Source organism: Aequorivita marisscotiae, from assembly GCF_029814825.1.
Taxonomy (GTDB): Bacteria; Bacteroidota; Bacteroidia; order Flavobacteriales; family Flavobacteriaceae; genus Aequorivita; species Aequorivita marisscotiae.
In genome coordinates, this window is record NZ_CP122379.1 from 2,536,831 (window position 1) to 2,561,621 (window position 24,791).

Genomic DNA, 24,791 nt, shown 5'->3' on the forward strand with positions numbered 1-24,791 from the left:
TTTAAGTGAGTTTCCAAATTCCCTAAAAATGGGCTTTTTGAATCTCTGGTTATTGTTTATACTGGTTGTTACTAATTTATTTTAAGCCTCTTGCATTTTGTGTGAAAACTTGAGTACAATAAACTCGGCTGGACGGACTGCTGCCATGCCTATTTCAATATTCATGATTCCGTTTAGGATGTCGTCTGCAGTCATTGTTTGTCCCAGCCCAATACGTACATAAAATGCTTGTTCGGGCTTGGCTCCTGCCAGTGCTCCCGCACGCCATTGCAGCGTCAGGAAATTTTCAATCATAGCACGCACTTTAACCCACGTATTTGCATCGTTTGGTTCAAACACAAATTGTGCAGATGCTTTTTCTACAGATTCTTCAACCATATTAAAGAAACGACGCACGGGAACGTATTTCCACTCATTGTCGTTGCCGGCAAGTGTACGCGCACCCCAAACCAAAATACCTTTTCCGGTAAACGAACGGATTGCATTAATAGATTTTCCGGAGGTATGTATATTTAAATCTTGTTGTGCTTCGTGCGTAATTTTTATAGTAGGCTCTACGGCTCCACTTATAGATACATTGGCAGGTGCTTTCCAGACCCCACGGTTGCTGTCAACCCTTGCATAGATTCCGGCCATGGCACTACTCGGGGGTAGCGTTACGTATTGCTTTTCTAATTCGGTTTTAATTTTATTGTACAAAATTAAGTTGAAATCCGAATCGCCGCTATCGGCAAGTTCATCAAGTTTTTTACCGTCATAAACACCTGTTGAAGTTGTATTTGTTTCGTCAGTAACACTGTGGGCTAGCGTAACTGCCGAATCTGCATAGGCATAACTGTACACTGTTCTTAAAAACGGATGGTATGCAGCTCCGTACTTTAATAATGATACGCCATTACCCAAAGTTGATGAACTTCGAATATTTGCACTGTTATTTGCGAAGGCATCAATAATTACAAAACGATCCTTTAGTTTTTGGGCCTGGCTCAAAGCTTTATTTATTAACGAGTAATAGCTATCTGCAGTAGATACGGCCATTGCATCAGGAAAAGCATACAACGTTGGTTCATCAAATTTTTCTAATTCGTTTAAGCCGCCAACGAGTGCAACCTGGCTTACACTGCCACCCGAATAATCGCCGACCGAACAGATATAGCAGGGCCCACCGCCGTTGTCAAAATACATTCGCATTGCATAGTACATAACAAACGGACTAGTAGAAGGCATTGCAACAGTAAATTTTTGGTCGGTTAGTTTTAAAGGTGGGCCACTGTCAATGGTATCATTTATTGTAACGGTTATTGCAGCTTCATTTTGTGCTTTGCCAAAATAGGTTTCGTATTCCAGTAATGATACTATGCGTTTTGGTTTGTTTTGCACTGAAGCATCACTGATTTCTGTGTAGCCTATAAAGGCCGGAATTGCTGTTTCCACTTGAGCCACTGATGGAGGAAACTTAGATATTTCCTCCACATAAACTCCGGGTGTTTTGTACGTAGTTGCCATAGTTTTTGTTATTGATTAATATAAATTTCTGAAATTGTTTTAATGATATTTCCGCTGCCATCTTTTTCAAAAATAAGTCGCGAAGGGGCTGCAGATGGGCGTTCTTTTCCATCGAAAGTATACCCGATAATACCATTTTTGGCTAATGGAAGTTCGGTAGGATCTGTAGAGTGGAGCAAGTTGCTATTTACTGCATTACGGTAATTCCAAATAGTTTTACGATTTTTAAATTGAATTTTAAAAGTTTTTGGGTTCGCTGGAATGGTTCCGCTTACATTTAAGATATTTCGGGCGTTTCCATCAAAAGGAATGGTGTCGTCGCCACTGATCTCTAATGAAATAATTCCTAAGAGACCCAATTTTTCCTTTTCTGAAAGGGTTTTGCTTATTTCAGTATAGCTGGCTTGGTTTATAGTAAAATCTGAAATGGGTAGGGTAGTGGTTTCCAAATCTATATATTTAAAGGAAACACCTTCGGTATCTGGCTTTTTGTTTGAAAAGAAATAGGGGATCGGCGGTTTTGAATTCACTGTAGAATAATTTTCAAAAAGTGAATCTTTCACATAAATTAAGAAATTGAAGATTGTAGTCTGCGGCAAATTTACATATGGTTTGTAGGTGCCAGAATTAGGAGTAGTTTCGTCTGCTTGAATATAAATTGTAAACCCAGCAGGGAACGTTTTAAAAACAATTCGGTTTCCATTAAAAATTTCCTGTGTTTTTTCTGAAGGAATTATCTGGCAGAAATCTTCAAAATTATATTTCGTAAGCTGATGTTCTTTTAAGCCTAAATTGCTGTCAAATGCTGTGGCGCCATTATCTAAAAAATAATGATGATATACATTTAGTTTGAACAGAACCTTGTATGTAGTGCGAAAACTCATTTTGTTATGTTGTTAAAGGTTCCGGAAATTTCTGTAATTGGGGTACCTTTTTCAAATAGTGCGGTACTTTCAACTTTCACCACACTAATTTTATAAAGTACGGCCGGTAGGGCTTTTCCGCCCAATGTGCCCCAGATGTAATTTAACTGTTCAAAAGTGGGTGTATAGAGTTCTGCGATAAATCGGAACTCCTTAATATTAGACAATGCAGGAATCGCAGGATTTAATGGCGTATTAACTTGTGTAAATATTTTTTTTGATTGAAAAAATTCTATAATAAACGATACATCGCGTAATGCGCTGGTGTACGTGGTCCTATTGGCCGCAAAAAGCGCAAAAATGTTTACATGAACTGCGGGGTTTTTGTAAATGGTCTCGCCATTCTTAAACTTCACATTTGGATTGTTTTTTAGGGCTACCTCTTCTTCTATATTTAAAAGTGAAAGCACTACCTTATCATTCATCGTATTTATATCCGGATTGTCGTATTTTGAAACATTCTCCAGTACTACTAAATTGGCATCACTGGTTTTTTGTTCCAGATATTTTGAAACCTGATCTTTTACTATTTCGAGTGTTTCGTAGATCATTAGAGGGAAATCTTTAACCGTAATTTTTCAAGAATATAAATATATAGAAATGTAACGTGCTATTCAACAATATTTTACCTAATTTTTAAATGGGCTTTTTACATATTTTTAACAGGGAAAACCCTGTCTCTACTGTAAGTAAAATCTTATGGCATCTGAGGATTTTTCCTATTTATACATTATTGAAAGCATTGCTTAGATTGTTTTTACTACTTTAGTTGTAATTAACCAAAAGAATAAATTATGTCTAAACCAACAAATTGTATTACAGTGGCCGAAGCAAGGCAATTACAGGATAACTGGGTAGCTACTCGTGCCGTAGATATTGAACGCTCTATGGGGTCAGTAGATACGCGCGAATTTCTATTTAGCGTAGCGGAACTTGAACAGTTTTTAAATTATGTAAAAGCCGGATCGGGAAGTTTAAATCCTGGAATTCGTGTTTATTTTGGTGCCTATGACAATGATACTACTGATAAAGCAACGGTCTTTTTAGCACCTACTTTGGGGGTAACCTCAGGTGCGGCAAACGATTATAGTTTAGAGCCACTTAATAAAGGAATAAACGGTTGGCCTCCTAAAAATTACTAGAAATTGGAAATAAGTGATTTCTTGCGTTTTATATTTCCCATAGTTTTTGTGGAAATATTGGCCGCACTAGCGGGTACCTATTACTTAAAAGTAACACGGCCGTGGTTTAAAAGCGCGAAATATTTTGTGCTTTTTCTATGGATAACCGTTTTTGTTGAGTTTGTAGGCTCGTACGCGCCGGCTGCCTATTTTTCTGGTTACCAGTTTTTACCATTTATTAAAGGAACCAATTTTGAAAATAACTTTTGGTGGTACAATCTTTATTCGCTTTTAGGATATTCTTTTTTTGTGCTCTATTTTATTTCTTTTGTAAAAAATACTGTTTTAAAAAATGTCTTTACATTTTTGGTTGCATTGTTTGTAATTCTGTCTTTAGGACTTTACATATATACCGATAGTTTTTTTAAATCTACATCACAATTTGTAAGCATTGTAGGTACGTTATTAGTGTTTTTTAGCGTTGCACTTTTTTATTTTGAACTGTTGCGGAGTGACTTGTTGTTACAATTAAAAAGATTCTTGCCCTTTTATCTTTCAGTTGGTGTACTGGTTTTTCATTTGTGCGTAACGCCAATTGAAATTTTTTCGCAATATTTTAATCTTGAGGGCGGGAATGATTTATTTGTTAAATTGCACGTAAATGTCCTGTTATACGCAAACATATTTATGTATTCCACCTTTATCCTTGGTTTTATAGTATGCTCGAGAAAGAAGAAATCCTCTTATTAATATATTTTATAGCAATCATTTTCTTATTGGTTCTGTTTGTGGTTATTTTTTTTATGGCCTTTCAACGCAGAAAAAATAAATTTTTACAGGAACGATATTTGGCAGAGCAACGTTATCAACGAGAACTGGCAGATTCGCAAATTGAAATCCAGGAACAAACGCTTAAAAATATAGCATGGGAACTTCACGATAACGTAGGCCAATTGCTTTCCGTTGCCAATATTCAATTAAATGTTTTAATGAACGCCGCACCCAAACCACTCTATGGACAAATAAACGAAACTAAAGAACTTATACAGGAAGTGGTACAAGAAATTCGGTCACTTTCCAAAGTGCTTAATAACGACGTTATACTTAAAAATGGTCTTTTAGCATCCTTGCAAGTAGAATTGGATAGATTTAAACGCTTGGGATATCTAGATGCCAGCCTAAAAATAACTGGCGATATAATTCCAATTAGTAGTGCAAATGAGATTATAATTTTTAGAATTTTACAGGAATTTCTCTCAAATGTGCTTAAACACGCCAGAGCTTCAAAATTATTCGTACATTTAGATTATAAAGAGAAATCTCTCAATATTGTAGCTATAGATGATGGTATTGGTTTTAACACCGCATTAAAAACCGATAGTTCTGGTATGGAAACCATGAGAAGTCGTGCACAACTTATTGATGCAAAATTTTTAATAAAATCTGAAATAGGAAAGGGCACACAGTTAACCTTAGGATATTCTTATAAAGGAAACAAATGAAGGCAGGCCATAAAAATACCATTGTAATTGTTGATGATCATTCGCTCTTTGCACGATCGTTGGCTAAACTTATTAATTCATTTACCGATTTCAATGTTCTCTTTATCGCCAAAAATGGAAAGGAATTACAAACCGAAATTCATAAACGAAATGTTCTTCCAGAAATAATCTTGCTCGATATCAATATGCCGGTTATGGACGGTTTTGAAACTGCCGAATGGCTGGGAGCTCACCATCCAGAGATAAAAATTCTAGCTCTTTCTATGGAAGACGACGAGCAAACTATTTTAAAAATGCTACGGCAAGGTGTAAAGGGGTACTTGTTAAAAGATATACATCCAGAAATTTTAAACGAAGCACTCGTTGAATTACAACAAAAGGGATATTATCATTCCGAGAAAGTAGCTGAAACTCTTTTACATTCCCTTACGCCAGATGATGAGGGAAAAATTCATGATTTTAAGGAAAACGAACTCACCTTTATGAAATTGGCTTGTTCGGAAATGACATATAAAGAAATTGCAGATGTAATGGCCCTTAGCCCCAAAACCATAGATGGGTACCGCCAAGATCTTTTTAAACGGCTCAATATTAAAAATAGGGTAGGGTTAGTGCTTTTTGCCTTAAAAAAGAATTTAATTAAAATTTAAGTACAAGCATTCCAAACCGAATCGTCTGGGGTGGGTGCTTCAAAAACAATTTTTTTCTTTAATACCGGGTGGGTAATTGTTAGTTTTTTGGCGTGAAGATGAATACTGCCATCCGGGTTACTTCGGTCTGAGCCATATTTTAAATCGCCTTTAATTGCACAACCAATAGCGGCGAGCTGCGCTCTAATTTGGTGATGTCTTCCTGTTTCCAGTAGTATTTCCAATAAATAATAATTGTCTAATTTCTTTAAAAGTTTATACTGTAAAATTGCTTTTTTACTGTCAGGAACTTTATGGGCGTTGGCGTACGATTTGTTTTGCTTCGAATTTCTTTTTAAATAATGAATTAACGAATCTTCAATTTTTGGTGGTGCATTTTTTACCACAGCCCAGTATGTTTTTTCGGTTTCTCTTTCGGAAAACATTTTGTTTAAACGTCCCAACGCTTTTGATGTTCGAGCAAAAACTACAATTCCGCTTGTAGGCCGATCCAATCTGTGTACCACGCCTAAAAATACCGCCCCTGGCTTATTGTATTTTTCGGCAATGTATTGTTTTACTACTTCGGAAAGAGGTGCATCTCCCGTTTTATCGCCCTGCACAAGATCGCCCGGACGCTTGTTTACCACTATTAAATGATTATCTTCATATAAAACCTGAAGATTATCCTTGGTACTATGTGTTTTAGAATTTGAAATGGAGAAGGATTTAATGTTTTTTAAATAATTGCATTAAGAAACGATCAAGATTGATGTACTAATTTTTGAAATAAGGGTTTATTATATTTATGAAATGCTAAGCGAAAAATTTTAATACTGTTCACTATCATTTGGAAAATCGCCACTTTTTACATCATTACTGTACTGGCTAAAAGCATTTTTCATGTCTGAATAAAGATCTAAGTAACGCCTTAAAAACCGCGGATTAAATTCGTGAGTCATTCCGAGCATATCGTGGGTTACTAGTACTTGACCATCAACGCCATTTCCAGCGCCTATTCCAATAACGGGTATGCTTATTTTTTCGGCTACTTGTTGGGCAAGCTTGGCAGGAACTTTTTCTAAAACAATCGCAAAACATCCAGTTTTTTCTAATAAGATAGCGTCTTCAATAAGTTTTTCTGCTTCTTCTTCCTCTTTTGCGCGAACCGTATATGTTCCAAATTTATAAATAGACTGGGGCGTTAATCCCAAATGTCCCATCACTGGAATTCCAGCGTTTAAAATTCGTTTTATAGATTCCTTTACTTCTTTTCCGCCTTCCAATTTCACTGCATGTCCGCCACTTTCCTTCATAATTCTAATAGCAGAACGCAAGGCTTCCTTTGGATCGCTTTGGTAGCTTCCAAAAGGTAAATCTACTACCACCAAACTTCGTTCAATACCGCGAACCACAGAAGCGGCGTGGTAAATCATTTGGTCCAAGGTAATTGGGAGCGTTGTTTCGTGTCCAGCCATTACATTACTAGCCGAATCGCCCACCAATATTACGTCTATTCCGGCGCTATCTACAATTTTTGCCATGGTAAAATCGTATGCCGTGAGCATCGATATTTTTTCACCTTTCTTTTTCATATCTACCAAAGTTTTGGTAGTAATTCGCTTGTATTCTTTTTTAGCTGTACTCATAGTTTTTATGAAATTGAGGGGTAAAAGTAAGAATTTACGATTTTAGATGGGCAATTTAAAATTTTAAATAATTTTTAGAAACGAACGAAACAATTTTAGGATGTTTTAAGTTATGCGTTTTAACAGTCGCTAATGTTTACTTGTACTGCCAGTCCGCCCTCGCTGGTTTCTTTATATTTTGAAGTCATATCCTTAGCTGTTTCCCACATCGTGGCGATTACTTTGTCCAGCGGTACTTTTGCTTTCGCGGGGTCGCTGTCCAGTGCCATTTCACAAGCATTTATAGCTTTTATTGCGCCCATTGCATTGCGTTCAATACAAGGTATTTGCACCAAACCTGCAATTGGGTCGCAGGTAAGCCCAAGGTGATGCTCCATTGCAATTTCGCTAGCCATTAAACATTGGTCCGGTGTGCCGCCCATCAACTCGCAGAGTGCGCCAGCTGCCATAGATGACGAAACGCCAATTTCTGCTTGACAACCGCCCATAGCTGCAGAAATTGTAGCTCCTTTTTTAAAAATACTTCCTATTTCGCCGGCAGTGAGTAAAAATTTTCGAACGTCTTCAAAATTGGCATCGTGGTTTTCTATCACCATATAATACAGCATTACTGCGGGAATTACGCCGGCACTACCATTGGTGGGAGCAGTTACTACGCGGCCAAGAGAAGCATTAACTTCGTTAACCGCTAAAGCAAAGCACGAAACCCATTTTAATATTTGGCGAAAATGAACTTTTGTATTTCTAATGGCAGCAATCCATTCGTCTGCGCCGTTGTAAGTATGTTCCCCAATTAGATTTTTGTTCATGTCAAAAGCGCGTCGGGTAACGTTTAACCCACCGGGCAAAATACCTTCGGTATGGGTGCCAACATACATGGAATCTAGCATTACGTCCCATATTTTTTTCAGACCTTCGTTTATTTCAGCTTCACTTCGGAGCGATTTTTCGTTTTCGAGTACTATTTCGGAAATGCTTTTATTCTCGGCTTTGCAATACGCTGCAAGCTCAGCTCCGTTTTGAATTGGAAATGGAAATTTTGCAAACTTATCTTGCTTAAGCTTTTTGTTCTTTCTTTCTTCTTTTACGGTAAATCCGCCACCGATGGAATAAAAGGACGAAGATTTTTTTGAGCCGTTTTGTAAAGTTGCCGTAAACGTCATTCCGTTAGGGTGAAACTCAAGAAATTTTCGATTAAAGATGATATTTTCCTTCGGAATAAAGGGTACGTTCAACTCATTGTTTAATTTCAGGATATTTTCAGTTGTAATAAAATCAATTTCCTTTTCAATATTTTCAATGGGAAATGTTACGGGGTCAAACCCTGTTAAGCCTAGCATTACCGCAATATCTGTAGCGTGGCCTTTTCCTGTTAATGATAAAGAGCCGTACAAATCTACTTTTATTCCGCGTACCTCGGCAAACTGTTTTTTTTCTTTTAGCTCCTCTATCCATCGCAATGCCGCGCGCCACGGTCCTAATGTATGCGAACTCGAAGGCCCAACGCCAATTGATAACATATCAAAAACACTAATGCTTTCCATAAAATACTTTTAAAAACAAAGATAGCATCTTATTTAATACCGAATTGGGAATTCTGTATTGTGTTATGTTTTTACTTTATTTATTTAAACTTGAATACTTCTGAATTAAAAACTACTGTTTTACAGTGGAATATGTGCCGTTTTACATATTAGAGTCGTCTATTGGGCAATAAGGGCGGCGGTGCTCCCGTAAACGGATTCCAACGCCCAATGCTTTTAGCTTCCATTCCCGCAGCACGCATTACGGCACGGTCGCCATAACGGTCTCGCATCTTGTCCATGGCGTGATAGAGGTTGATTATTTTTTCGTTATCGTCAAACAAATCTATCTGAAATCCGCCTTCTACCAAATGGCTAAACCGTACTCCAACCATTCGTACCAAAAGCCTACGTTGGTATAATTTTTTAAAAAGCTCCATAACAACAGGAATAATTTTATGGTCTGCCGAGCTATACGGTATTTTTTGCTGCATAGTATAAGTCTGAAAGTCTGAATATCGAATTTTGAATGTTACGCAAGCGGTGAGTTTATTGCCGCGCCGCAATTGAAAAACCAAATTTTCTGCCATTGCAATTATAATTCCTTCAAGTTTTTTTACGTCGGTGGTATCGCGGTCAAAGCTTCGTTCGGTAGAAATAGATTTGCGTTCGGTGTATTGCTGTACGGGCGTATTGTCTATTCCGTTCGCTTTTTGCCAAATAGTCTGCCCATTTTTCCCAAAAACTTTCGCCATCATTTCCACCGGCATTTCCTGTATGGTTTTTATTTGTTTTATGCCGAGATCGCATAAAGCGCGGTAGGTAACTTCGCCCACCATGGGTATTTTATTGACTGATAGAGGCGAAAGAAACGGTTTCTCGGTTCCTTTTGCAATATGAATCTGATTGTTCGGTTTTGCTTCGCCCGTAGCTATTTTTGATACCGTTTTATTGATAGAAAGGCCAAAAGAAATAGGCAGTCCAGTTTCTTTTATAATGCGCTGCCGTAATTCTGAAGCTAATTTTTCGCAACCAAAAAATTTATCCATTCCCGTTAAATCAATATAAAATTCATCTACGGAGGCTTTTTCGTAAAGCGGTACACTTTCTTTTATAACATCGGTTACGTTTTCTGAAAATTTGCTGTAGGTGCCAGCATCACCACGAACCACAATTGCTTCGGGGCATAATTGTCTGGCTAATTTCATTGGCATTGCGGAATGAATTCCGAAAGCACGGGCCTCATAACTACACGAAGCCACTACGCCACGATCGCTTGTGCCGCCAATTAACACAGGTTTTCCAATTAGTTTGTTGTCCAACAAGCGTTCACAGGACACGAAAAAGGTGTCCAAATCCATATGTACTATATTTCTTTTGTCGTTCATATTCATTCCCGTCCTTCGGCTCACGCTCAGGATAAACTACGGGGGAATCTTTTAATTATTATTGGTTTTTTAGCGTCTTTGCGTCTTTGCGAGAAAAATTGCATGCAAATTCGCCAAGCCGCAAAGGTTTTTATGGTCAAAAAGTCTTATGTCTATTCTCTAAAGTAGTGCGCCTATTATTCGTAACGATTCCCCCTTCGGGGGCTAAGGGGCTATACCTCGGATCCTGAATTATCCCCAGCCGTTCCATTTTAAAAACTTCAATATTTATACAATCAAACTCTTCAGTTACTTTTCCGGTAATGCTGTAAACTCCTTTTCCGCGAAAGCGATATTGATTGTTTACCGGCGGAAAATGTACCGTGTCTATAAAATCGCCATCACGATCTATAAAGTTTCCAAAATACATGTAATCGCCTCTGGAGGTTCTGGTTCTTTTGGTGGTTATTAAATATCCTTCAATGGTGATTGTTTTTCCTATAAATTGCGAAAGTTGCGCTGCCCGTAATTTATTTTCCGAAGCATTTATAAGCAAATCAAAAGGGCTACACAGCGGAAAACCCAACAATCCCATTTCATCAAAAGCGTCTTCCAGCGCGGTGTGGGGAAGGGAAGGGGTTTTGTATTCAATCTTTTTCGGCCTAAAAAGTGTGTAAGTGTTTTCTTCAAAACTCACTTTGTTGATTTTCATATACGCTTCCCAAAGCAGTTCGCGTTTGTTTTTTTCCGTAAAACGAAAAGCGTTTATTTTTATAAGAATTGTTAGTTGTTCCGTTCCGATGGAAACGCGTTCCAAAAAATTGTCTAAACTTTCAAAAGCGCCATTTTTGTCGCGTTCAACAATTATTTTCTCAATGAGTTTAGATTCTAAGGATTGTAAAAAACCAAATCCAATATAAATGTCTTTTCCGTCAATAATAGTTTCACCATAACTGCGATTGATGCAGGGTTGCAGAATATTTCCGCCGTGCATTCGCGCTTCGTGTACATACAGTTCTATACTGTAAAAACCGCCGCCATTGTTAAGGGTAGCCACCATATATTCCAACGGATAGTAAGCTTTCAGAAAAAGACTTTGGTAGCTTTCTACCGCATACGAGGCAGAATGTCCTTTTGCAAAGGCATAACCAGCAAAACTTTCAATTTGCCGCCAAACGTCTGCTGTAAATTTTTCATCTCTTCCCGCATCTTTACAATTATTAAAAAATTGATCTTTCACTTTTTGAAACTCTTCCCGCGATCTAAATTTGCCGCTCATGCCTCTTCGCAACATATCTGCTTCGCCTAAATCTAGACCGCCAAAATGATGCGCTACTTTTATTACATCTTCCTGATAGACCATTACGCCGTACGTTTCGGGCATAATATTTAGTAAAACGGGATGCGCTTCTTTTCTTTTTTCGGGGAAACGGTAACGCAAAATATATTCGCGCATCATGCCGCTTTTTGCCACGCCCGGGCGTATTACCGAACTTGCCGCCACCAAACCTAAATAATCATCTACTTGCAGCTTGCGAAGCAACATACGCATGGCGGGCGATTCCACATAAAAACAGCCAATTGCCTGCGCGTTACGCAACAGGGTTTTTATTTTTTCGTCTTTCTTAAAACGTTTTATATCGTGAATGTCTAAAGGCGTTATTTTGGGGTGGTTGTATGTAACAATTTCAACGGCTTCTTTTATTTTTCCCAATCCACGCTGACTTAAAATATCGAACTTATAAAGCCCTATGTCTTCTGCAATTACCATGTCAAATTGTGTAGTAGCATAGCCTTTAGGCGGCATAAAAGTAGCAGTGTAATGATGAATTGGTTTTTCGGAAATTAAAATACCTCCTGCATGAATACCTAAATAATTTGGAAATCCTTGTATATATTGACTGTACATAATTACCAATTGCGACAATTTATCCAAGGTTTTAATATTGTAGTTTTGGGTGGAAAGTTTATCTATTTCTTCTTTTGGCAGGCCAAAAACTTTTCCCAATTCGCGAACGGAAGCTTTAAATTTAAAAGTGTTATAAACAGCTATAAGAGCTGTGTTTTTAAATTTTTTAAAAATAAAATCTGTAATATCGTCGCGGTCTTTCCAAGAAAAATCAATATCGAAATCGGGCGGATTTTTTCGGTAAAGATTTATAAAACGTTCAAAATACAGATCTAACTCTACCGGATCTACATCTGTAATTCGCAACAAATAAGCAATAATACTGTTGGCGCCACTGCCACGACCCACGTAAAAATATCCTTTGCTGCGCGCGTATTTTAAAATCTTCCAATTAATTAAAAAGTACGAAACAAATCCCTTTTCCTTTATAACACGTAGCTCTTTTTCTATTCGTACCAATACGCGTTCGCCTGGACGTTTGTAGCGGTAATGTATGCCTGCATACGCCAATTTTTTTAGCAATCGGAAATCCAAATCTTCATTCGTAGTGTACGATTTTTGATTGCAAGTGGTTTCTTTTGAAAAATTAAAAGAAATATGGCAACGTTCTAAAAGTTGCTCGGTGTTTTTAATTAGTTGCGGAAATTCTTCAAAATATTTTTTTAGTTTTTCTTCCGAAATAAACACATCGTTCTCGCTGCTCTGTTCCGAAGTTGGCAATTTGCTAAGCAACATATTATTATCTATGGCACGAAGCAATCTATGTGTATTGAAACCTTTTTTATTTTTGAAGGTAACGGTTTGTAATACCACCAATTTGTGCTGTTTGTTTTTCCAAGGCGAAAATTTTAACCGGTTTATATCTTCAATCTTTACACCGAGAAATTCATTTTCCGAAAGCGTTTCGCCTTTAAAAGAAGCAAAGGGATAAACAACAAATGTATTGGGCATTTGTTTGGCTTTGGCTGGAATTTCAGCACTTTTAGTTCCTTCGGTTTGATGGAGAAATTCAGATAAATATTGGTTTATATTTTGAAAACCAGCATTGTTTTCCGCTAAAATTATAAATTGTTGTTTGGCGCCATTTCTAAAATCTACGCCCAAGATTGGTTTTATATTATATTCGGAAGCAATGCGGACAAATTCCAAACAAGCCGAAGTAGAATTTACATCTGTAAGAACCATGCACGTAGCGCTATTTTCCTGTCCCAAATGCAATAAGTCGCTTATTTTCAGGGTGCCGAAACGCAGGCTGTAGTAAGTGTGGCAATTTAAAAACATATGTATTGGATTTATTCCAAAATTATGGAATATTTCCATTAATGAAGTAAAAATTACGAAGAAAATATTTTTTTTACTCGTAGTAGTTGCAATGTGCTTTTAGACTTTGCGTTGCGACTTTTAAAAAAATAGAAAGTTAAAAAGATGCTGCTTTTTTTGAAATTCGGTAAAAAATGAATGAAGCCACAAACCCTACCGCCGAAAAAATTGCCAACATCCAAAATACTCCCTGATGTCCTTCTTTTCCCGGCGATGCATCTAAAAAATATCCAATTGCTGGGCCGGCAAAAATTTCGGGAGTATAGCCCATAAAGGATATTATTCCCACCGCCGTTCCTGTTAATGCCAACGGAATATTGCCCTCTTCCATAACAGCAAAATAAAGAACGCGAGCGGCGTACACCCCAACAGCGGTGATTATTATTGAAAGAAAAAATAAGATATCTGTGCCTTCATTTACAATTCCGGAGGAAAAAAGTATTGCTCCAAAAATAGAAAGTATAAAGCCAACACATAAGTAGATAGATGCGCGGGAACGATCTGCAAGAAAACCGATAACAACCCCAACAACGGGGCGAATAAACAATAAGAATGTTCCTGTTTTGGCGGCATCAACTTCATTATACAACATTACATCATTGGCATAAAGTGAAAATATATCGGTTATTTTATAACCTACGTAAGCGCATATTATAATTATCATTAGCAGCCAAACTGCGGGAAGTTTTAAAACTGTTTTTATATTTTTAAAAGTTATTTTATCCAGAGTAGTAGTTTCAGCCTCTTCGTCAACTTTTAGGAAAAAGAATACAATTATTCCTATTAAGGCCACAAGTGCCGAAGAAACATAAATAACATAATGAAAGGCTTTTATTTGTTCCTTTGAAGTTATCTGAATATCTGAAACGAAAAGGGAGAACACAAACACTCCTAGCAACCCAAAGAGCGCTCCTACTAATCCGCGGCCACCGTCTAAAAAGCCAAAAGCTTTTCCTTGGTTTTCGCTACCGCCCCATACCCGAGTAGCCTTTATCATTGCTGACCAAAAAAGAAAGATAGTTGTAAACCCCCAGAAGCCGTAGAGAATCGTTAATGTTTTAAGAGAAGGAGAGTTTGCGTACACCAATCCGCCCAATGCTGTAAGTAATAAAGCTGTGCCCATCAATTTACGGGGCGGGAATCTGTCTGCCAAAGGACCACCAAATAAATAGGAGAAAAAGGCTACAATTCCATAAACCGAGAAGCAAAGCCCCAGTTCGGTATTATTAATTTGAAAAACTTCGAGTACCGTTGCCCGAAAGACACGCGCCAATACAAAAGGAAGAATAAAAACAGATTCCCCGGCCAAAATTAGTAACGTAATATAAAGAACGTGTTGACGAGAAATATTTTTCAATGAAGTTATTGTTTGTAAAATGATAGCTTTAGTAAAAGTACAGATTTTAAAAAACTGTTACTGCCGTAAAAACTGTTTACTACTTAATAATATTGGCTGTAAATAGAAGTTAAAAAGAAACCTTGTTAAAAACGAAAGTTCCATTTCCGTCAATAACTTCATAAACGCCAAACGGAACATCTTGGCTTACAATTAAAAAACTACCGTCGTCTTCCAATTGGTTGCGATACGTTGGCTCCTGGGCGAGATATGAAAATAAAATTCGGAAGAGGTTTACGTTTGTTTTTAAGTCAGTGTCAAATTCGGGGACTTCGTTGTTGGGCCACCGTATGGCGAGGGTGGCGGCAAAAATAGAGTTTACAAGGGTAGCGTTTTTTACTTTTCTTTTGAGCTCCCCAGTGTAATTAAAGCCCACATAACCTCCGTGATCTGCAACAATTACAACCAATGCCGAAGGATCGTTTTCGGTGATTAAAGTAATCATCTGGCGTAACCAAACATTTGCTTTTTCGAGATTATCAATGTAATTTTCTCTTTCTATTTCTTTGCCTTCAGAACCGCTTTTGGATACCGGAATATGTCCGGGCAGTATTTTTTCTACAAAATAAAAGTTTGTTTGGTCTTTGTTCGCTACAATGGCTTTTTCCATTTCGGCAACAACATTTACATTCATATCAAACCCGCGCGATAAAAAGGAGAGGTTGTTATAAGCAATGGAGCTGTAATCGTACCCCAATTTTGGTCTGTTAACAATAAGGTATGGCGATTCTATTAACAATGAAGTTTTATATCCATTTTCGTTAAAGATTGAAAGGGTAGCATTGTTGCCAGCAATACTTTTCCGCAAGCCAAATGCTTCTTTTGAACTAGGTTTTGGATTTTTATAATAGTGATGTTTCATTGCAAACATTGAACTATTGGAAGTAACCGTATTGGAATAATTGCTGCGAAAATTTGGATAAATCTTGAAATTATTTTCACTTAAAAAATTTTCAAAAGCACTATTATCTATAGCGTACGGCGGCTTTTTAAGCATATTGGCATTGGCATAGCCATCAGGTTGAATAATATATACGTTTGGTTTTTTCTTAAACTTGGCTTCCAAAATAGTATCCGGAAGTTGTTTCCATTGAGTAGAAAAGTTTAAATTATTAATTATATAAAAACCCAATTGAAATGCCACAATTAGAGCTAACAGATATTGCAGAAAAATAATTTTCTTTAATTGTTTTTTAAGTAAAAGAGCAAGTAGGAACACCAACACTATAACCAGAAGAATAATTTTTTTCTTTGGCCCCAAGATGCTGAAAGTAAGCAAAGACGCAAACCCAACTAAATTTGATAGGGTTAATAACAGTATATAATTTTTGGCTACAAAAGGTATTTTTTTGGAAGCTATTTTTATGCAAATATTAATTGCTACCGGAACTAATAAAAAAAACGCCACAAAAAAGCATAACTGGCCCAAAGAATCCACCAAAGTGAAATTGGAATAATAATTATAAAGAAAAGGATACAGCCCCGTTGCCAGGCCAACCACCACGGGATTCGTGCTTCTAAAGCGTTTTTTCATTTTGTATTATTAATGGGGAAGTAAAGCTACTAATAAAATTCTTCAAGTTGAATTCTGACATCCTGTCATAATCATTCTGCTGGCACAATCATTGACTTATAGAACTCGAAAATACGAATACACACAATAAATTATAAACAACAAACAATAATATTATGAGTAAAATAATTGGAATAGACTTAGGTACAACCAACTCCTGCGTTGCCGTAATGGAAGGTAGCGAGCCAGTAGTTATTCCGAATGCTGAAGGAAAAAGAACTACACCTTCTGTAATTGCATTTGTGGAAGGCGGCGAAATTAAAGTTGGTGACCCTGCAAAGCGTCAAGCTGTTACCAACCCTACAAAAACCATTAGCTCTATTAAGCGGTTTATGGGAAACAAATATTCTGAATCTAAAGTTGAAACAGAATATTCATCGTATAAAGTGGTAAAAGGAGATAACGATACCGCCCGTGTAGATATTGACGGTCGTTTGTACACACCACAAGAATTAAGCGCTATGATTCTGCAGAAAATGAAGAAAACTGCAGAAGACTATTTAGGGCAAGACGTTACCCGTGCGGTAATTACCGTTCCTGCGTATTTTAATGACAGTCAGCGCCACGCAACCAAAGAAGCAGGCGAAATTGCTGGCCTAAAAGTAGAGCGAATTATAAACGAACCAACTGCTGCGGCACTTGCTTACGGACTTGATAAAAAAGGAACCGACCAAAAAGTTGTAGTTTTTGACTTTGGTGGAGGTACCCACGACGTTAGTATCCTAGAATTGGGCGACGGGGTTTTTGAAGTACTCGCTACAGATGGCGATACCCACTTAGGTGGTGATGATGTAGACCAGAAAATCATTAACTGGTTGGCAGATGAGTTTAAGGCCGAAGAAGATTTTGATCTTCGCAATGACCCAATGGCACTGCAACGTTTAAAAGAAGCTGCCGAAAAAGCAAAAATTGAACTTTCTTCTGCAGCCCAAACCGAAATTAACTTGCCATACGTTACTGCTACTGCTAGCGGCCCAAAACACTTAGTTAAAACATTAACACGTGCAAAGTTTGAGCAGTTAATAGACGATTTGGTAAAAAGAACAATGAAGCCTTGTGAAACAGCAATGAAAGCTGCTGGATTAACTAAAAGCGATATTGACGAAGTAATACTTGTAGGAGGTTCTACCCGTATTCCCGCGGTGCAGGAAGCTGTTGAAAAATTCTTTGGAAAAAAACCCCACAAAGGAGTAAACCCAGATGAAGTAGTGGCCATAGGAGCTGCTATTCAAGGTGGAGTTTTAACTGGAGATGTAAAAGACGTGCTGCTTTTAGATGTAACGCCACTTTCTCTTGGAATTGAAACTATGGGAGGCGTTATGACTAAATTAATTGAAGCCAATACAACAATTCCTACCAAGAAAAGTCAGATATTCTCTACTGCGGCAGACAATCAGCCAAGTGTTGAAATTCACGTACTGCAAGGTGAGCGTCCGATGGCAAACGACAACAAAACAATTGGTCGTTTTCACTTAGACGGAATTCCACCCGCACAACGAGGTACGCCACAAATTGAAGTAACTTTTGATATTGATGCCAATGGTATCATTAAAGTAAGTGCTACAGATAAGGCTACTAACAAAACGCAAGACATCCGTATTGAGGCTTCTTCTGGATTAACCGAAGAAGAAATCAAAAAGATGAAAGCAGATGCAGAAGCAAATGCTGAAAGCGACAAAGCTGCGAAAGAAAAAGTAGACAAACTAAATGAAGCTGATGGAATGATCTTCCAAACTGAGAAACAACTTTCGGAATTTGGCGACAAATTATCTGATGATAAAAAGAAGCCAATTGAAGAAGCATTGGAAGAATTGAAAAAAGCTTACGAATCTAAAGATGTTGCAACTATTCAACCTGCTTTAGATAAAATAAACGAAGCTTGGAAAACTGCTTCAGAAGAAATGTACAAAGCCCAAGCAGAACAGCAAGGTGCCCCAACCGGTGATGCCGGAGAAGGAGCAGAGCAAGGTAATGCCGGCAACTCTGAAAACAGTGATGTTGAAGATGTAGACTTCGAAGAAGTTAAGTAGCCTTTACTGAGCGAAATTGAAGTATAGATTTTGAAGAAGTGAAATAAGTTTCTTTAAATAGTTAAATGCAAAAACCGCAATCTTAATTGGTTGCGGTTTTTTTTGTAATGTGTTGCTCCAACTAGCAAGCTAAAACAATTTGCTTATCTTTCTTCAAAATAATAATGTATGGATAATATCTCTACCATCATCCTTGCCGGGTCGCTTATAGTCATTATGTTAGGAATGGGGCTCACTTTACGAGGCTCAGATTTTAAAAGAATATTTCGCTATCCAAAAGCTATTTTTATTGGGTTAAGCAATCAATTACTTCTTCTGCCAATCATTGGTTTTGGTGTTACGTTGTTTTTCCCAATGCAGCCTGAAATTGCAATCGGCGTCATGATTTTGGCAGCTTGTCCGGGTGGACCTACTTCAAATTTAATTTCGCATTTGGCAAAAGCAGATTTAGCTCTTTCGGTCACGTTGACGGCTTTTAGTAGTTTAATTACTATTTTAACGATTCCGTTTATAGTGAATTTTGCCTTGGAATATTACTTAGGTGTTGGGCAAGTGGTAGAACTAAATGTACTTTCAACGATTATCCAGATTTTTGTGATTGTTGTTATTCCTATTGCTACTGGAATGCTGGTGCGCAAGTATCGCCCACATTTTGCCGATAAAATGGCAAAGCCAGTGCGTATAGCTTCAGGCGCAGTACTGGGGTTAATTATTGTTGGCTTGGTAATTAAAGAAAGAACCAATTTTGTTTCCTATTTTGAGCAAGCAGGAGTTGCTGCCTTGGTATTGAATGTCATAACGATGGTTTTAGGGTATTTTTCAGCAAAACTGTTTGGGTTAAGTAAAGAAGCAGCACGTTCAATCTCTATTGAATCGGGAATTCAAAATGGTACATTGGCTATTACCATTGCAGTAGTATTGCTCCATAATGCTTCCTTTGCAATTGTACCAGCAGTATATAGTTTATTAATGTTTTTAACAGGAGGTGTAATAATTTATCTTTTTAATAGAAAAGCAACGTAGGTTTTTTTTCAATAGTTTAAAAAGAGAAACTTGCCATTAAATTTAAAAGCAATTTAATTTAAAATAAGCACACTAGTATTCACTAATAACCCTTTTAAAATAGAAATAAAAAAAGCGACCAGTGAAGGTCGCTTTTCGGAAGTGAGGGAATTTGAGGTATTGAGTTAATCTGCATTTTCATCCCTCTCCACGGCTATAATAGCTTCAGAAGATTTTGTTTGGAATGGTGAGTTCATTAAATTTAATTTTGAACCGGTGTTGGATAGCACTATAATTGAAAAATCGTTTGGATTGGTAAATTCGTTTTCTGCTACAACCAATTCTTTTAAAAACGGGCAATTTGCCAAGCCTTTAGGTAAGGGGCCAGTTAAGCCGTTGTCAAACACGTTAAAAACTTCTATTTGCTTAAGGTTCGTTACACTTTCTGGTACCGTTCCTGTTAATTGATTACTACTTAAATGTAATTGCTTTAATTTTGAAAGCTGGCCAATAGATTCTGGAATTCTTCCGCTAAGCGACGTAGCATTCAGCGCCAAAACTTCTAAATTACTAAGATTTCCTAACTCATCAGGAAGCGTGCCTTCAATTGGATTAAAGGATAATTCAAGCGTTTTTAAGTTTTGAAGTTGTCCAATTGAAGAAGGAAGCGTACCGTTTAAATTATTAAACATTAAATCGATCGCAATTATTGAATTATTTTCTATTGTTATTCCGTGCCATGTAGATACGGGCGCTTTAAGATTCCATTTCGTATTCCACTTTTGTCCGTTGGTAGCTGTATATAGATCTAAAAGAACAGATTTTTCTTGTTTGCTTATTTCGGCCATTGCAACAGATGCAACAAATAAACAAATACAGGTTAGTAGTGTAGGTTTCATAAGTAGCTGATTTAAAAATTAAGGCATTGTAAAATAACGCGAATTGAAGTTTAAATACAAATTTATTCGACGAAATGCACAAATTTTTTAAATCATTTCTGAAATTTTTAGTAAAAAGGGCTTGTTTACTTCATGGGTACCGTTAAATACTTCAATCTTTAAACGATCTTTAAAGAGATTAGTGCCTTTTAAATATTCCTCGGTTTTTCGCGCTTCGGTAATATATTCATCGTTGTTGCCGTATAAATATAATACCTGCGCATGTTCATTTAAGAAATTAAAATCCTTCGGTTGTAATTCGTTGGGAATACCTCCCGAATGCAATACCAAAACATTGCATTGTAGTTTTCGTCTGGCTACCCATCGTGTGGCGATAGACACGCCTTGAGAGTAACCTAAGACTATAAGATTGGGGATGGGGCCAGAAAGTTCCTTTTTAAATACTGCATCAACATAATTTAAAATATTCTCTGTTTCAGTAACGGTGTTTTCACGGGTTAGCCAAGAGGCGCCAATATGTTTAAAACGCTTATCCTGATAATATTTTGAAGGCGCTTGAGGCGCAATAATATAGTTTTCTTCGGCATTTAATTCAGAAAAATAGTTAATAAAATATTTGCTTAAGTAGCCCATCCCGTGAAAAACTATCCACACATTTTTAGTTTTGTCTGTTAACCTATTCAAAGTGTGGTAAGTATTGGTGCTGGTGTACGAAACCTCTTTTTGGATGCTCATTTTGTTTGTTTCAATTTTGTATTTTTACAAATGTAAACCAATACTATGAAGTACACTAACCAGGAAATTTTGGCTGCATGTAATAAGATGTGCCAAAACACCTTAATGGAAACCCTGAATATAGAATTTACCCAAATTGGCGATGATTTTTTAATTGCTAAAATGCCTGTAACTCCCAGAGTACATCAGCCCGACGGAGTTTTGCATGGCGGTGCTTCTGTTGCTCTCGCCGAAAGTGTGGGAAGTGCGGGCGCCTATTTTTTTCTAAATTCCGATGAAGTTACTATTCGCGGAATTGAAATTGCCGCCAATCATGTAAAAAGCATTCGTGATGGCTATGTTTATGCTCACGCCAGTATAATACATAAAGGCCGAACAACGCAACTATGGCAAATTAAAATAACCAATGAGGACGGGGCCCTTATTTCTCTCATTAAACTTACAACGATTGCTTTACCCAATAAAAAATAATGGACCTACAGCTATTTACCCAAAAAATTTCAGCACATTTTAAAAACGAATTACCGTTCGTGCTTTTTTCGCTGCCACAAGAAAATACAATTACTGCCTTGCTACAGCAGTCTAGTGTGCTTTATAAATCTGACGAGTTTTCAGCAAACGGATTTATTTTCGCTCCATTTAAATTTGAAGGTGAAGCATTTTTTATACCTGAAAGCAATTCGGAAAAAATTACTTGTGAATTTACCAAAACATCGTTTCAAATGGAGCCTGTGGCTATTGCTGAAAACGATGTAGAAAAGTACGAGTATATAGCATTAGTTGAAAAAATAATTGAACATATTAAAAAGCGGAAAGCAAAAAAAATTGTTGCTTCACGTTCCAAAGATCTAAACTTAGATCACTTTTCAATTGATACACTGTTAACTCGGTTATTTTCGGCATATCCTTCGGCTTTTTGCTATATCTGGTATCATCCAGAAACTGGCTTTTGGTGCGGTGCAACGCCGGAAACTTTGGTTCAAATTACAAACGATACTTTTAAAACGATGGCTTTGGCAGGAACCCAACCTTATACCGCTAACGAGGTAAGTTGGGGGCCAAAGGAACTTGATGAACAACAATTGGTAACAGATGCCATAACAACCAATCTACAGCGCGTAACTTCGCTTTTAAAGGTGTCTAATCCCTATACTTATCAAGCTGGGTCATTACTGCATCTAAAAACCGATATTTCGGGCGTTTTGCGTAGTAGAAAAACAACGCTCACTAAAATTGCTGCTGTGGTTCATCCAACTCCGGCAGTCTGTGGTGTTCCTCAAAAATATGCCAAACAATTCATTTTAGAAAATGAAGGGTACGATCGTACATTTTATACCGGCTTTTTAGGTCCAATTCAGGAAAACGGAAATCGTGCAATTCTTATGGTAAATTTGCGATGCATGAAGATTGATAACCACACGGCACACATTTTTGTAGGTGGCGGCATTACTATAGGTTCCAAACCTATGGACGAATGGCAGGAAACACAAAATAAACTACAAACTATGCTACAAGTATTGTCACCAATGCTCTAATATTTTTGGCGTCTTCGTACCTTTGTAATCCATGATATTTTCAAATAATATTCTTTCGCAAACTCTTGTTCAACTATGTTTGGATAAAGGGGTAAACCATATAGTTATTTCTCCCGGTTCTAGAAACGCACCTCTAACTATTGGCTTTGGCAATCATTCTGAATTTAAGTGTTTTAGTATCGTTGATGAGCGATGCGCGGCATTTTTTGCCTTGGGAATGGCGCAACAACTAAAAAAACCGGTAGCCGTTGTTTGTACTTCGGGTTCGGCGTTGCTCAATTATTATCCGGCGGTTGCAGAAGCATTTTATAGTGACATTCCATTGGTGATTCTTGCAGCCGATAGACCTGCGGACCGAATTGATATTGGCGACGGACAGACAATCCGGCAACAAAACGTTTTTGAAAACCATATACTTTACAGCGCAAATTGTATAGAGGGTGAAGAATTCCAAATAAAAAATGAAACCGAAATAAACATAGCGCTCAATACTGCAATTGAGTTAAAAGGCCCAGTGCATATTAACTTACCGTTTTCTGAACCCTTGTACAATACAACCGAAACGCAATTAATCTGGCCACAAAATGTGTTAGCGCGAAAGCCAAATTTTAGTTTAGATGAAAGTTTAAATCCTTTTATTAAACAGTGGAACGATAGCAAAAGAAAAATGATTCTCGTAGGGGTTTTAGATCCAAATAGTGTGGAACAACGCTTTGTTCAGCAACTGGCCAAGGATAAAAGTGTTTTGGTTTTAACTGAAACTACTTCAAATCTGCATAATGCACATTTTATTTCGGCGATTGACCAGCTAATAACACCCTTAACCACTGAGGATTTTAAAAAACTTCAGCCAGATATTTTATTGACTTTTGGTGGGATGGTTGTCTCCAAAAGAATAAAGGCCTTTCTTCGTAACTATGCGCCCAAGGCGCATTGGCACGTTGATGCGAAAAAAGCCTACGATACTTATTTTGCGCTAAAGCATCATTTTAAAACAACTATTAATAATTTCTTTGCAGAATTTCTTCCGAATACAATTGAAGTACAAAGCAATTATCAAACTCAATGGCTAAAAATCAGGGAGCATAGATTGCTACGCCATAGAATATATGAAAGCGAAATTCCATATTCAGATTTTATGGTTTTTTGTGAAATATTTCATCTTCTTCCGCAAAATATCCAGTTGCAATTAAGTAATAGTGCTACGATTAGATATGCACAGCTATTTAATATTTCGCCTTCGATTAGCGTGTTTTGTAATCGCGGCACGAGTGGTATTGACGGAAGTACAAGTACGGCGATAGGAGCGGCATTGGCTTCAAAATTGCCTACAATTTTTATTACTGGCGATCTCAGTTTTTTCTACGATAGCAATGCCCTTTGGAATAATTACATTCCACAAGATTTTAAAATAATTGTAATAAACAATGGAGGTGGTGGTATTTTTAGAATTCTTCCCGGTGAAAAAAACACCGAACTATTTAATACTTATTTTGAAACAAAACATAACTTAAATGCCAAGCAGCTTTCAAAAATGTACAATATAAAGTATGAAAGTGTTGAAAAGAAAGACGAATTAAAGGTAAAACTAAATGCATTTTTAAACAAAAAAGAAGGACCGGCATTGTTAGAAATATTCACACCTGCTACAATAAACGATAATGTACTGTTGGATTACTTTAAATTTATTTTATAAATTGTTTACCCCAGATTGCGGCTAAGGTAAGATCGTCAAAAACGGCAAAAGGTTTTTTGCAGAATTTAGATTCCAATTCAGCATTACTTCGTGCTATATCACTATAGGCAACTACTACCATAGCCTTTAATGTAGTTACTTTGTTTAAATATTTGTAATCCGTAGGTTTTACAGAATACGATTGTACACGATGCGCAATATAAACCCAAGGTTTAGTGCCAAGGTACGCAAGCCCCTGCAATAATGTTGAAAACCCACTTTTGTGAGAAACAGTAGTACCTTCCTTTGCCTCAACAACAACTATATTTCCGTAAAAATATATTATGCCAATATTGGTTTCCAATACTTTTTCTAGCTTGAAATTTGATGGAAGATTATGTGGTGGATTTAAGTTCATTTCGGATGTGAATGTACATTTTAAGTTTGATATGTATCCTAGGTATCAAACAATTTTTTTCTGACAAAATACAGTACCT

The 24,791-nt window shown here is 37.1% G+C and carries 22 protein-coding genes; 9 read left to right on the forward strand and 13 right to left on the reverse strand.

Features of this window, described 5'->3' with window-relative positions; all coding sequences use genetic code 11:
- Positions 1 to 81: 81 nt before the first annotated feature.
- From QCQ61_RS11450 to QCQ61_RS11460, 3 genes are read right to left on the reverse strand one after another with little or no spacing between them, the layout of a single operon-like run.
- A complete protein-coding gene (locus QCQ61_RS11450) occupies positions 82 to 1,506 on the reverse strand; it encodes a phage tail sheath family protein (RefSeq protein ID WP_279447782.1) in 1,425 nt (474 codons plus the stop codon).
- An 8-nt stretch (positions 1,507 to 1,514) separates the two neighbouring features.
- A complete protein-coding gene (locus tag QCQ61_RS11455) occupies positions 1,515 to 2,390 on the reverse strand; it encodes a hypothetical protein (RefSeq protein ID WP_279447783.1) in 876 nt (291 codons plus the stop codon).
- Positions 2,387 to 2,980, reverse strand: a complete 594-nt coding sequence (locus QCQ61_RS11460; protein WP_279447785.1) for a Pvc16 family protein — start codon at positions 2,978 to 2,980, stop codon at positions 2,387 to 2,389. The genes QCQ61_RS11455 and QCQ61_RS11460 overlap by 4 nt, the downstream gene beginning before the upstream one ends.
- A 243-nt stretch (positions 2,981 to 3,223) precedes the next feature.
- On the opposite strand from QCQ61_RS11460, the gene QCQ61_RS11465 reads away from it, so the two are divergent.
- From QCQ61_RS11465 to QCQ61_RS11480, 4 genes are read left to right on the forward strand one after another with little or no spacing between them, the layout of a single operon-like run.
- Positions 3,224 to 3,571: a hypothetical protein gene (locus QCQ61_RS11465; RefSeq protein ID WP_279447786.1), complete on the forward strand. Its 348-nt coding sequence runs from the start codon at positions 3,224 to 3,226 to the stop codon at positions 3,569 to 3,571.
- A gap of 3 nt (positions 3,572 to 3,574) precedes the next feature.
- Positions 3,575 to 4,300, forward strand: coding sequence for a hypothetical protein (locus tag QCQ61_RS11470; RefSeq protein WP_279447787.1), 726 nt, complete (start codon positions 3,575 to 3,577; stop codon positions 4,298 to 4,300).
- Entirely contained in the window at positions 4,270 to 5,052 is a 783-nt protein-coding gene (locus QCQ61_RS11475) for a sensor histidine kinase (RefSeq protein WP_279447788.1), read from the forward strand. Before QCQ61_RS11470 ends, QCQ61_RS11475 begins: the two co-directional genes overlap by 31 nt.
- Positions 5,049 to 5,702 (forward strand): response regulator transcription factor, encoded by a 654-nt coding sequence (locus QCQ61_RS11480; protein ID WP_279447789.1) that lies wholly within the window; start codon positions 5,049 to 5,051, stop codon positions 5,700 to 5,702. Before QCQ61_RS11475 ends, QCQ61_RS11480 begins: the two co-directional genes overlap by 4 nt.
- Here QCQ61_RS11480 and QCQ61_RS11485 read toward each other — a convergent pair.
- From QCQ61_RS11485 to QCQ61_RS11515, 7 genes are all read right to left on the reverse strand, one after another.
- On the reverse strand, positions 5,699 to 6,334 hold the full coding sequence (locus tag QCQ61_RS11485; RefSeq protein WP_279450261.1) for an RluA family pseudouridine synthase: 636 nt from the start codon (positions 6,332 to 6,334) through the stop codon (positions 5,699 to 5,701). The genes QCQ61_RS11480 and QCQ61_RS11485 overlap by 4 nt on opposite strands.
- A gap of 177 nt (positions 6,335 to 6,511) precedes the next feature.
- A complete protein-coding gene (gene panB / locus QCQ61_RS11490; RefSeq protein ID WP_279447790.1) occupies positions 6,512 to 7,330 on the reverse strand; it encodes a 3-methyl-2-oxobutanoate hydroxymethyltransferase in 819 nt (272 codons plus the stop codon).
- A gap of 119 nt (positions 7,331 to 7,449) precedes the next feature.
- Positions 7,450 to 8,874 (reverse strand): L-serine ammonia-lyase, encoded by a 1,425-nt coding sequence (locus tag QCQ61_RS11495; protein WP_279447791.1) that lies wholly within the window; start codon positions 8,872 to 8,874, stop codon positions 7,450 to 7,452.
- Between the two features lie 149 nt (positions 8,875 to 9,023).
- Positions 9,024 to 10,241, reverse strand: a complete 1,218-nt coding sequence (gene dinB, locus QCQ61_RS11500) for a DNA polymerase IV (RefSeq protein ID WP_279447792.1) — start codon at positions 10,239 to 10,241, stop codon at positions 9,024 to 9,026.
- Between the two features lie 136 nt (positions 10,242 to 10,377).
- Positions 10,378 to 13,410, reverse strand: coding sequence for a DNA polymerase III subunit alpha (locus tag QCQ61_RS11505; protein ID WP_279447793.1), 3,033 nt, complete (start codon positions 13,408 to 13,410; stop codon positions 10,378 to 10,380).
- A gap of 136 nt (positions 13,411 to 13,546) precedes the next feature.
- On the reverse strand, positions 13,547 to 14,806 hold the full coding sequence (locus tag QCQ61_RS11510; protein WP_279447794.1) for an MFS transporter: 1,260 nt from the start codon (positions 14,804 to 14,806) through the stop codon (positions 13,547 to 13,549).
- A 109-nt stretch (positions 14,807 to 14,915) separates the two neighbouring features.
- Positions 14,916 to 16,379, reverse strand: a complete 1,464-nt coding sequence (locus QCQ61_RS11515; RefSeq protein ID WP_279447795.1) for an alkaline phosphatase family protein — start codon at positions 16,377 to 16,379, stop codon at positions 14,916 to 14,918.
- A 155-nt stretch (positions 16,380 to 16,534) separates the two neighbouring features.
- On the opposite strand from QCQ61_RS11515, the gene dnaK reads away from it, so the two are divergent.
- Together dnaK and QCQ61_RS11525 are read left to right on the forward strand one after the other, a co-directional pair.
- Positions 16,535 to 18,448, forward strand: a complete 1,914-nt coding sequence (dnaK, locus tag QCQ61_RS11520) for a molecular chaperone DnaK (RefSeq protein ID WP_279447796.1) — start codon at positions 16,535 to 16,537, stop codon at positions 18,446 to 18,448.
- 168 nt (positions 18,449 to 18,616) lie between these two features.
- Positions 18,617 to 19,471, forward strand: coding sequence for a bile acid:sodium symporter family protein (locus tag QCQ61_RS11525; protein ID WP_279447797.1), 855 nt, complete (start codon positions 18,617 to 18,619; stop codon positions 19,469 to 19,471).
- 164 nt (positions 19,472 to 19,635) lie between these two features.
- On the opposite strand, the gene QCQ61_RS11530 is transcribed toward QCQ61_RS11525, so the two are convergent.
- Complete coding sequence (locus QCQ61_RS11530) at positions 19,636 to 20,349, reverse strand: leucine-rich repeat domain-containing protein (protein ID WP_279447798.1); 714 nt, start codon at positions 20,347 to 20,349, stop codon at positions 19,636 to 19,638.
- An 87-nt stretch (positions 20,350 to 20,436) separates the two neighbouring features.
- Complete coding sequence (locus QCQ61_RS11535; RefSeq protein ID WP_279447799.1) at positions 20,437 to 21,084, reverse strand: alpha/beta hydrolase; 648 nt, start codon at positions 21,082 to 21,084, stop codon at positions 20,437 to 20,439.
- Positions 21,085 to 21,129: 45 nt separating this feature from the next.
- On the opposite strand from QCQ61_RS11535, the gene QCQ61_RS11540 reads away from it, so the two are divergent.
- From QCQ61_RS11540 to menD, 3 genes are read left to right on the forward strand one after another with little or no spacing between them, the layout of a single operon-like run.
- Positions 21,130 to 21,555: a PaaI family thioesterase gene (locus QCQ61_RS11540; RefSeq protein WP_279447800.1), complete on the forward strand. Its 426-nt coding sequence runs from the start codon at positions 21,130 to 21,132 to the stop codon at positions 21,553 to 21,555.
- Positions 21,555 to 22,619: an isochorismate synthase gene (locus tag QCQ61_RS11545; RefSeq protein ID WP_279447801.1), complete on the forward strand. Its 1,065-nt coding sequence runs from the start codon at positions 21,555 to 21,557 to the stop codon at positions 22,617 to 22,619. Before QCQ61_RS11540 ends, QCQ61_RS11545 begins: the two co-directional genes overlap by 1 nt.
- Positions 22,620 to 22,650: 31 nt before the next feature.
- The gene (gene menD, locus QCQ61_RS11550; protein ID WP_279447802.1) at positions 22,651 to 24,315 is read left to right on the forward strand and encodes a 2-succinyl-5-enolpyruvyl-6-hydroxy-3-cyclohexene-1-carboxylic-acid synthase; all 1,665 of its coding nucleotides are present in this window, start codon (positions 22,651 to 22,653) and stop codon (positions 24,313 to 24,315) included.
- Here the strand turns inward: menD and QCQ61_RS11555 are convergent.
- Positions 24,305 to 24,712 (reverse strand): hypothetical protein, encoded by a 408-nt coding sequence (locus QCQ61_RS11555; protein WP_279447803.1) that lies wholly within the window; start codon positions 24,710 to 24,712, stop codon positions 24,305 to 24,307. The two genes, menD and QCQ61_RS11555, sit on opposite strands and share 11 nt — an antisense overlap.
- Positions 24,713 to 24,791 lie beyond the last annotated feature (79 nt).

Bases quoted from the DNA above. Each gene is read 5' to 3' on its own strand.
- QCQ61_RS11545 (WP_279447801.1), top strand. From the start codon at position 21,555: ATGGACCTACAGCTATTTACCCAAAAAATTTCAGCACATTTTAAAAAC.
- QCQ61_RS11525 (WP_279447797.1), top strand. From the start codon at position 18,617: ATGGATAATATCTCTACCATCATCCTTGCCGGGTCGCTTATAGTCATT.
- dinB (WP_279447792.1), bottom strand. From the start codon at position 10,241: ATGAACGACAAAAGAAATATAGTACATATGGATTTGGACACCTTTTTC.
- QCQ61_RS11495 (WP_279447791.1), bottom strand. From the start codon at position 8,874: ATGGAAAGCATTAGTGTTTTTGATATGTTATCAATTGGCGTTGGGCCT.
- QCQ61_RS11530 (WP_279447798.1), bottom strand. From the start codon at position 20,349: ATGAAACCTACACTACTAACCTGTATTTGTTTATTTGTTGCATCTGTT.
- QCQ61_RS11535 (WP_279447799.1), bottom strand. From the start codon at position 21,084: ATGAGCATCCAAAAAGAGGTTTCGTACACCAGCACCAATACTTACCAC.
- QCQ61_RS11480 (WP_279447789.1), top strand. From the start codon at position 5,049: ATGAAGGCAGGCCATAAAAATACCATTGTAATTGTTGATGATCATTCG.
- dnaK (WP_279447796.1), top strand. From the start codon at position 16,535: ATGAGTAAAATAATTGGAATAGACTTAGGTACAACCAACTCCTGCGTT.
- QCQ61_RS11460 (WP_279447785.1), bottom strand. From the start codon at position 2,980: ATGATCTACGAAACACTCGAAATAGTAAAAGATCAGGTTTCAAAATAT.
- menD (WP_279447802.1), top strand. From the start codon at position 22,651: ATGATATTTTCAAATAATATTCTTTCGCAAACTCTTGTTCAACTATGT.
- QCQ61_RS11540 (WP_279447800.1), top strand. From the start codon at position 21,130: ATGAAGTACACTAACCAGGAAATTTTGGCTGCATGTAATAAGATGTGC.
- QCQ61_RS11465 (WP_279447786.1), top strand. From the start codon at position 3,224: ATGTCTAAACCAACAAATTGTATTACAGTGGCCGAAGCAAGGCAATTA.
- QCQ61_RS11505 (WP_279447793.1), bottom strand. From the start codon at position 13,410: ATGTTTTTAAATTGCCACACTTACTACAGCCTGCGTTTCGGCACCCTG.
- QCQ61_RS11475 (WP_279447788.1), top strand. From the start codon at position 4,270: ATGCTCGAGAAAGAAGAAATCCTCTTATTAATATATTTTATAGCAATC.
- QCQ61_RS11455 (WP_279447783.1), bottom strand. From the start codon at position 2,390: ATGAGTTTTCGCACTACATACAAGGTTCTGTTCAAACTAAATGTATAT.
- QCQ61_RS11515 (WP_279447795.1), bottom strand. From the start codon at position 16,379: ATGAAAAAACGCTTTAGAAGCACGAATCCCGTGGTGGTTGGCCTGGCA.
- panB (WP_279447790.1), bottom strand. From the start codon at position 7,330: ATGAGTACAGCTAAAAAAGAATACAAGCGAATTACTACCAAAACTTTG.
- QCQ61_RS11450 (WP_279447782.1), bottom strand. From the start codon at position 1,506: ATGGCAACTACGTACAAAACACCCGGAGTTTATGTGGAGGAAATATCT.
- QCQ61_RS11555 (WP_279447803.1), bottom strand. From the start codon at position 24,712: ATGAACTTAAATCCACCACATAATCTTCCATCAAATTTCAAGCTAGAA.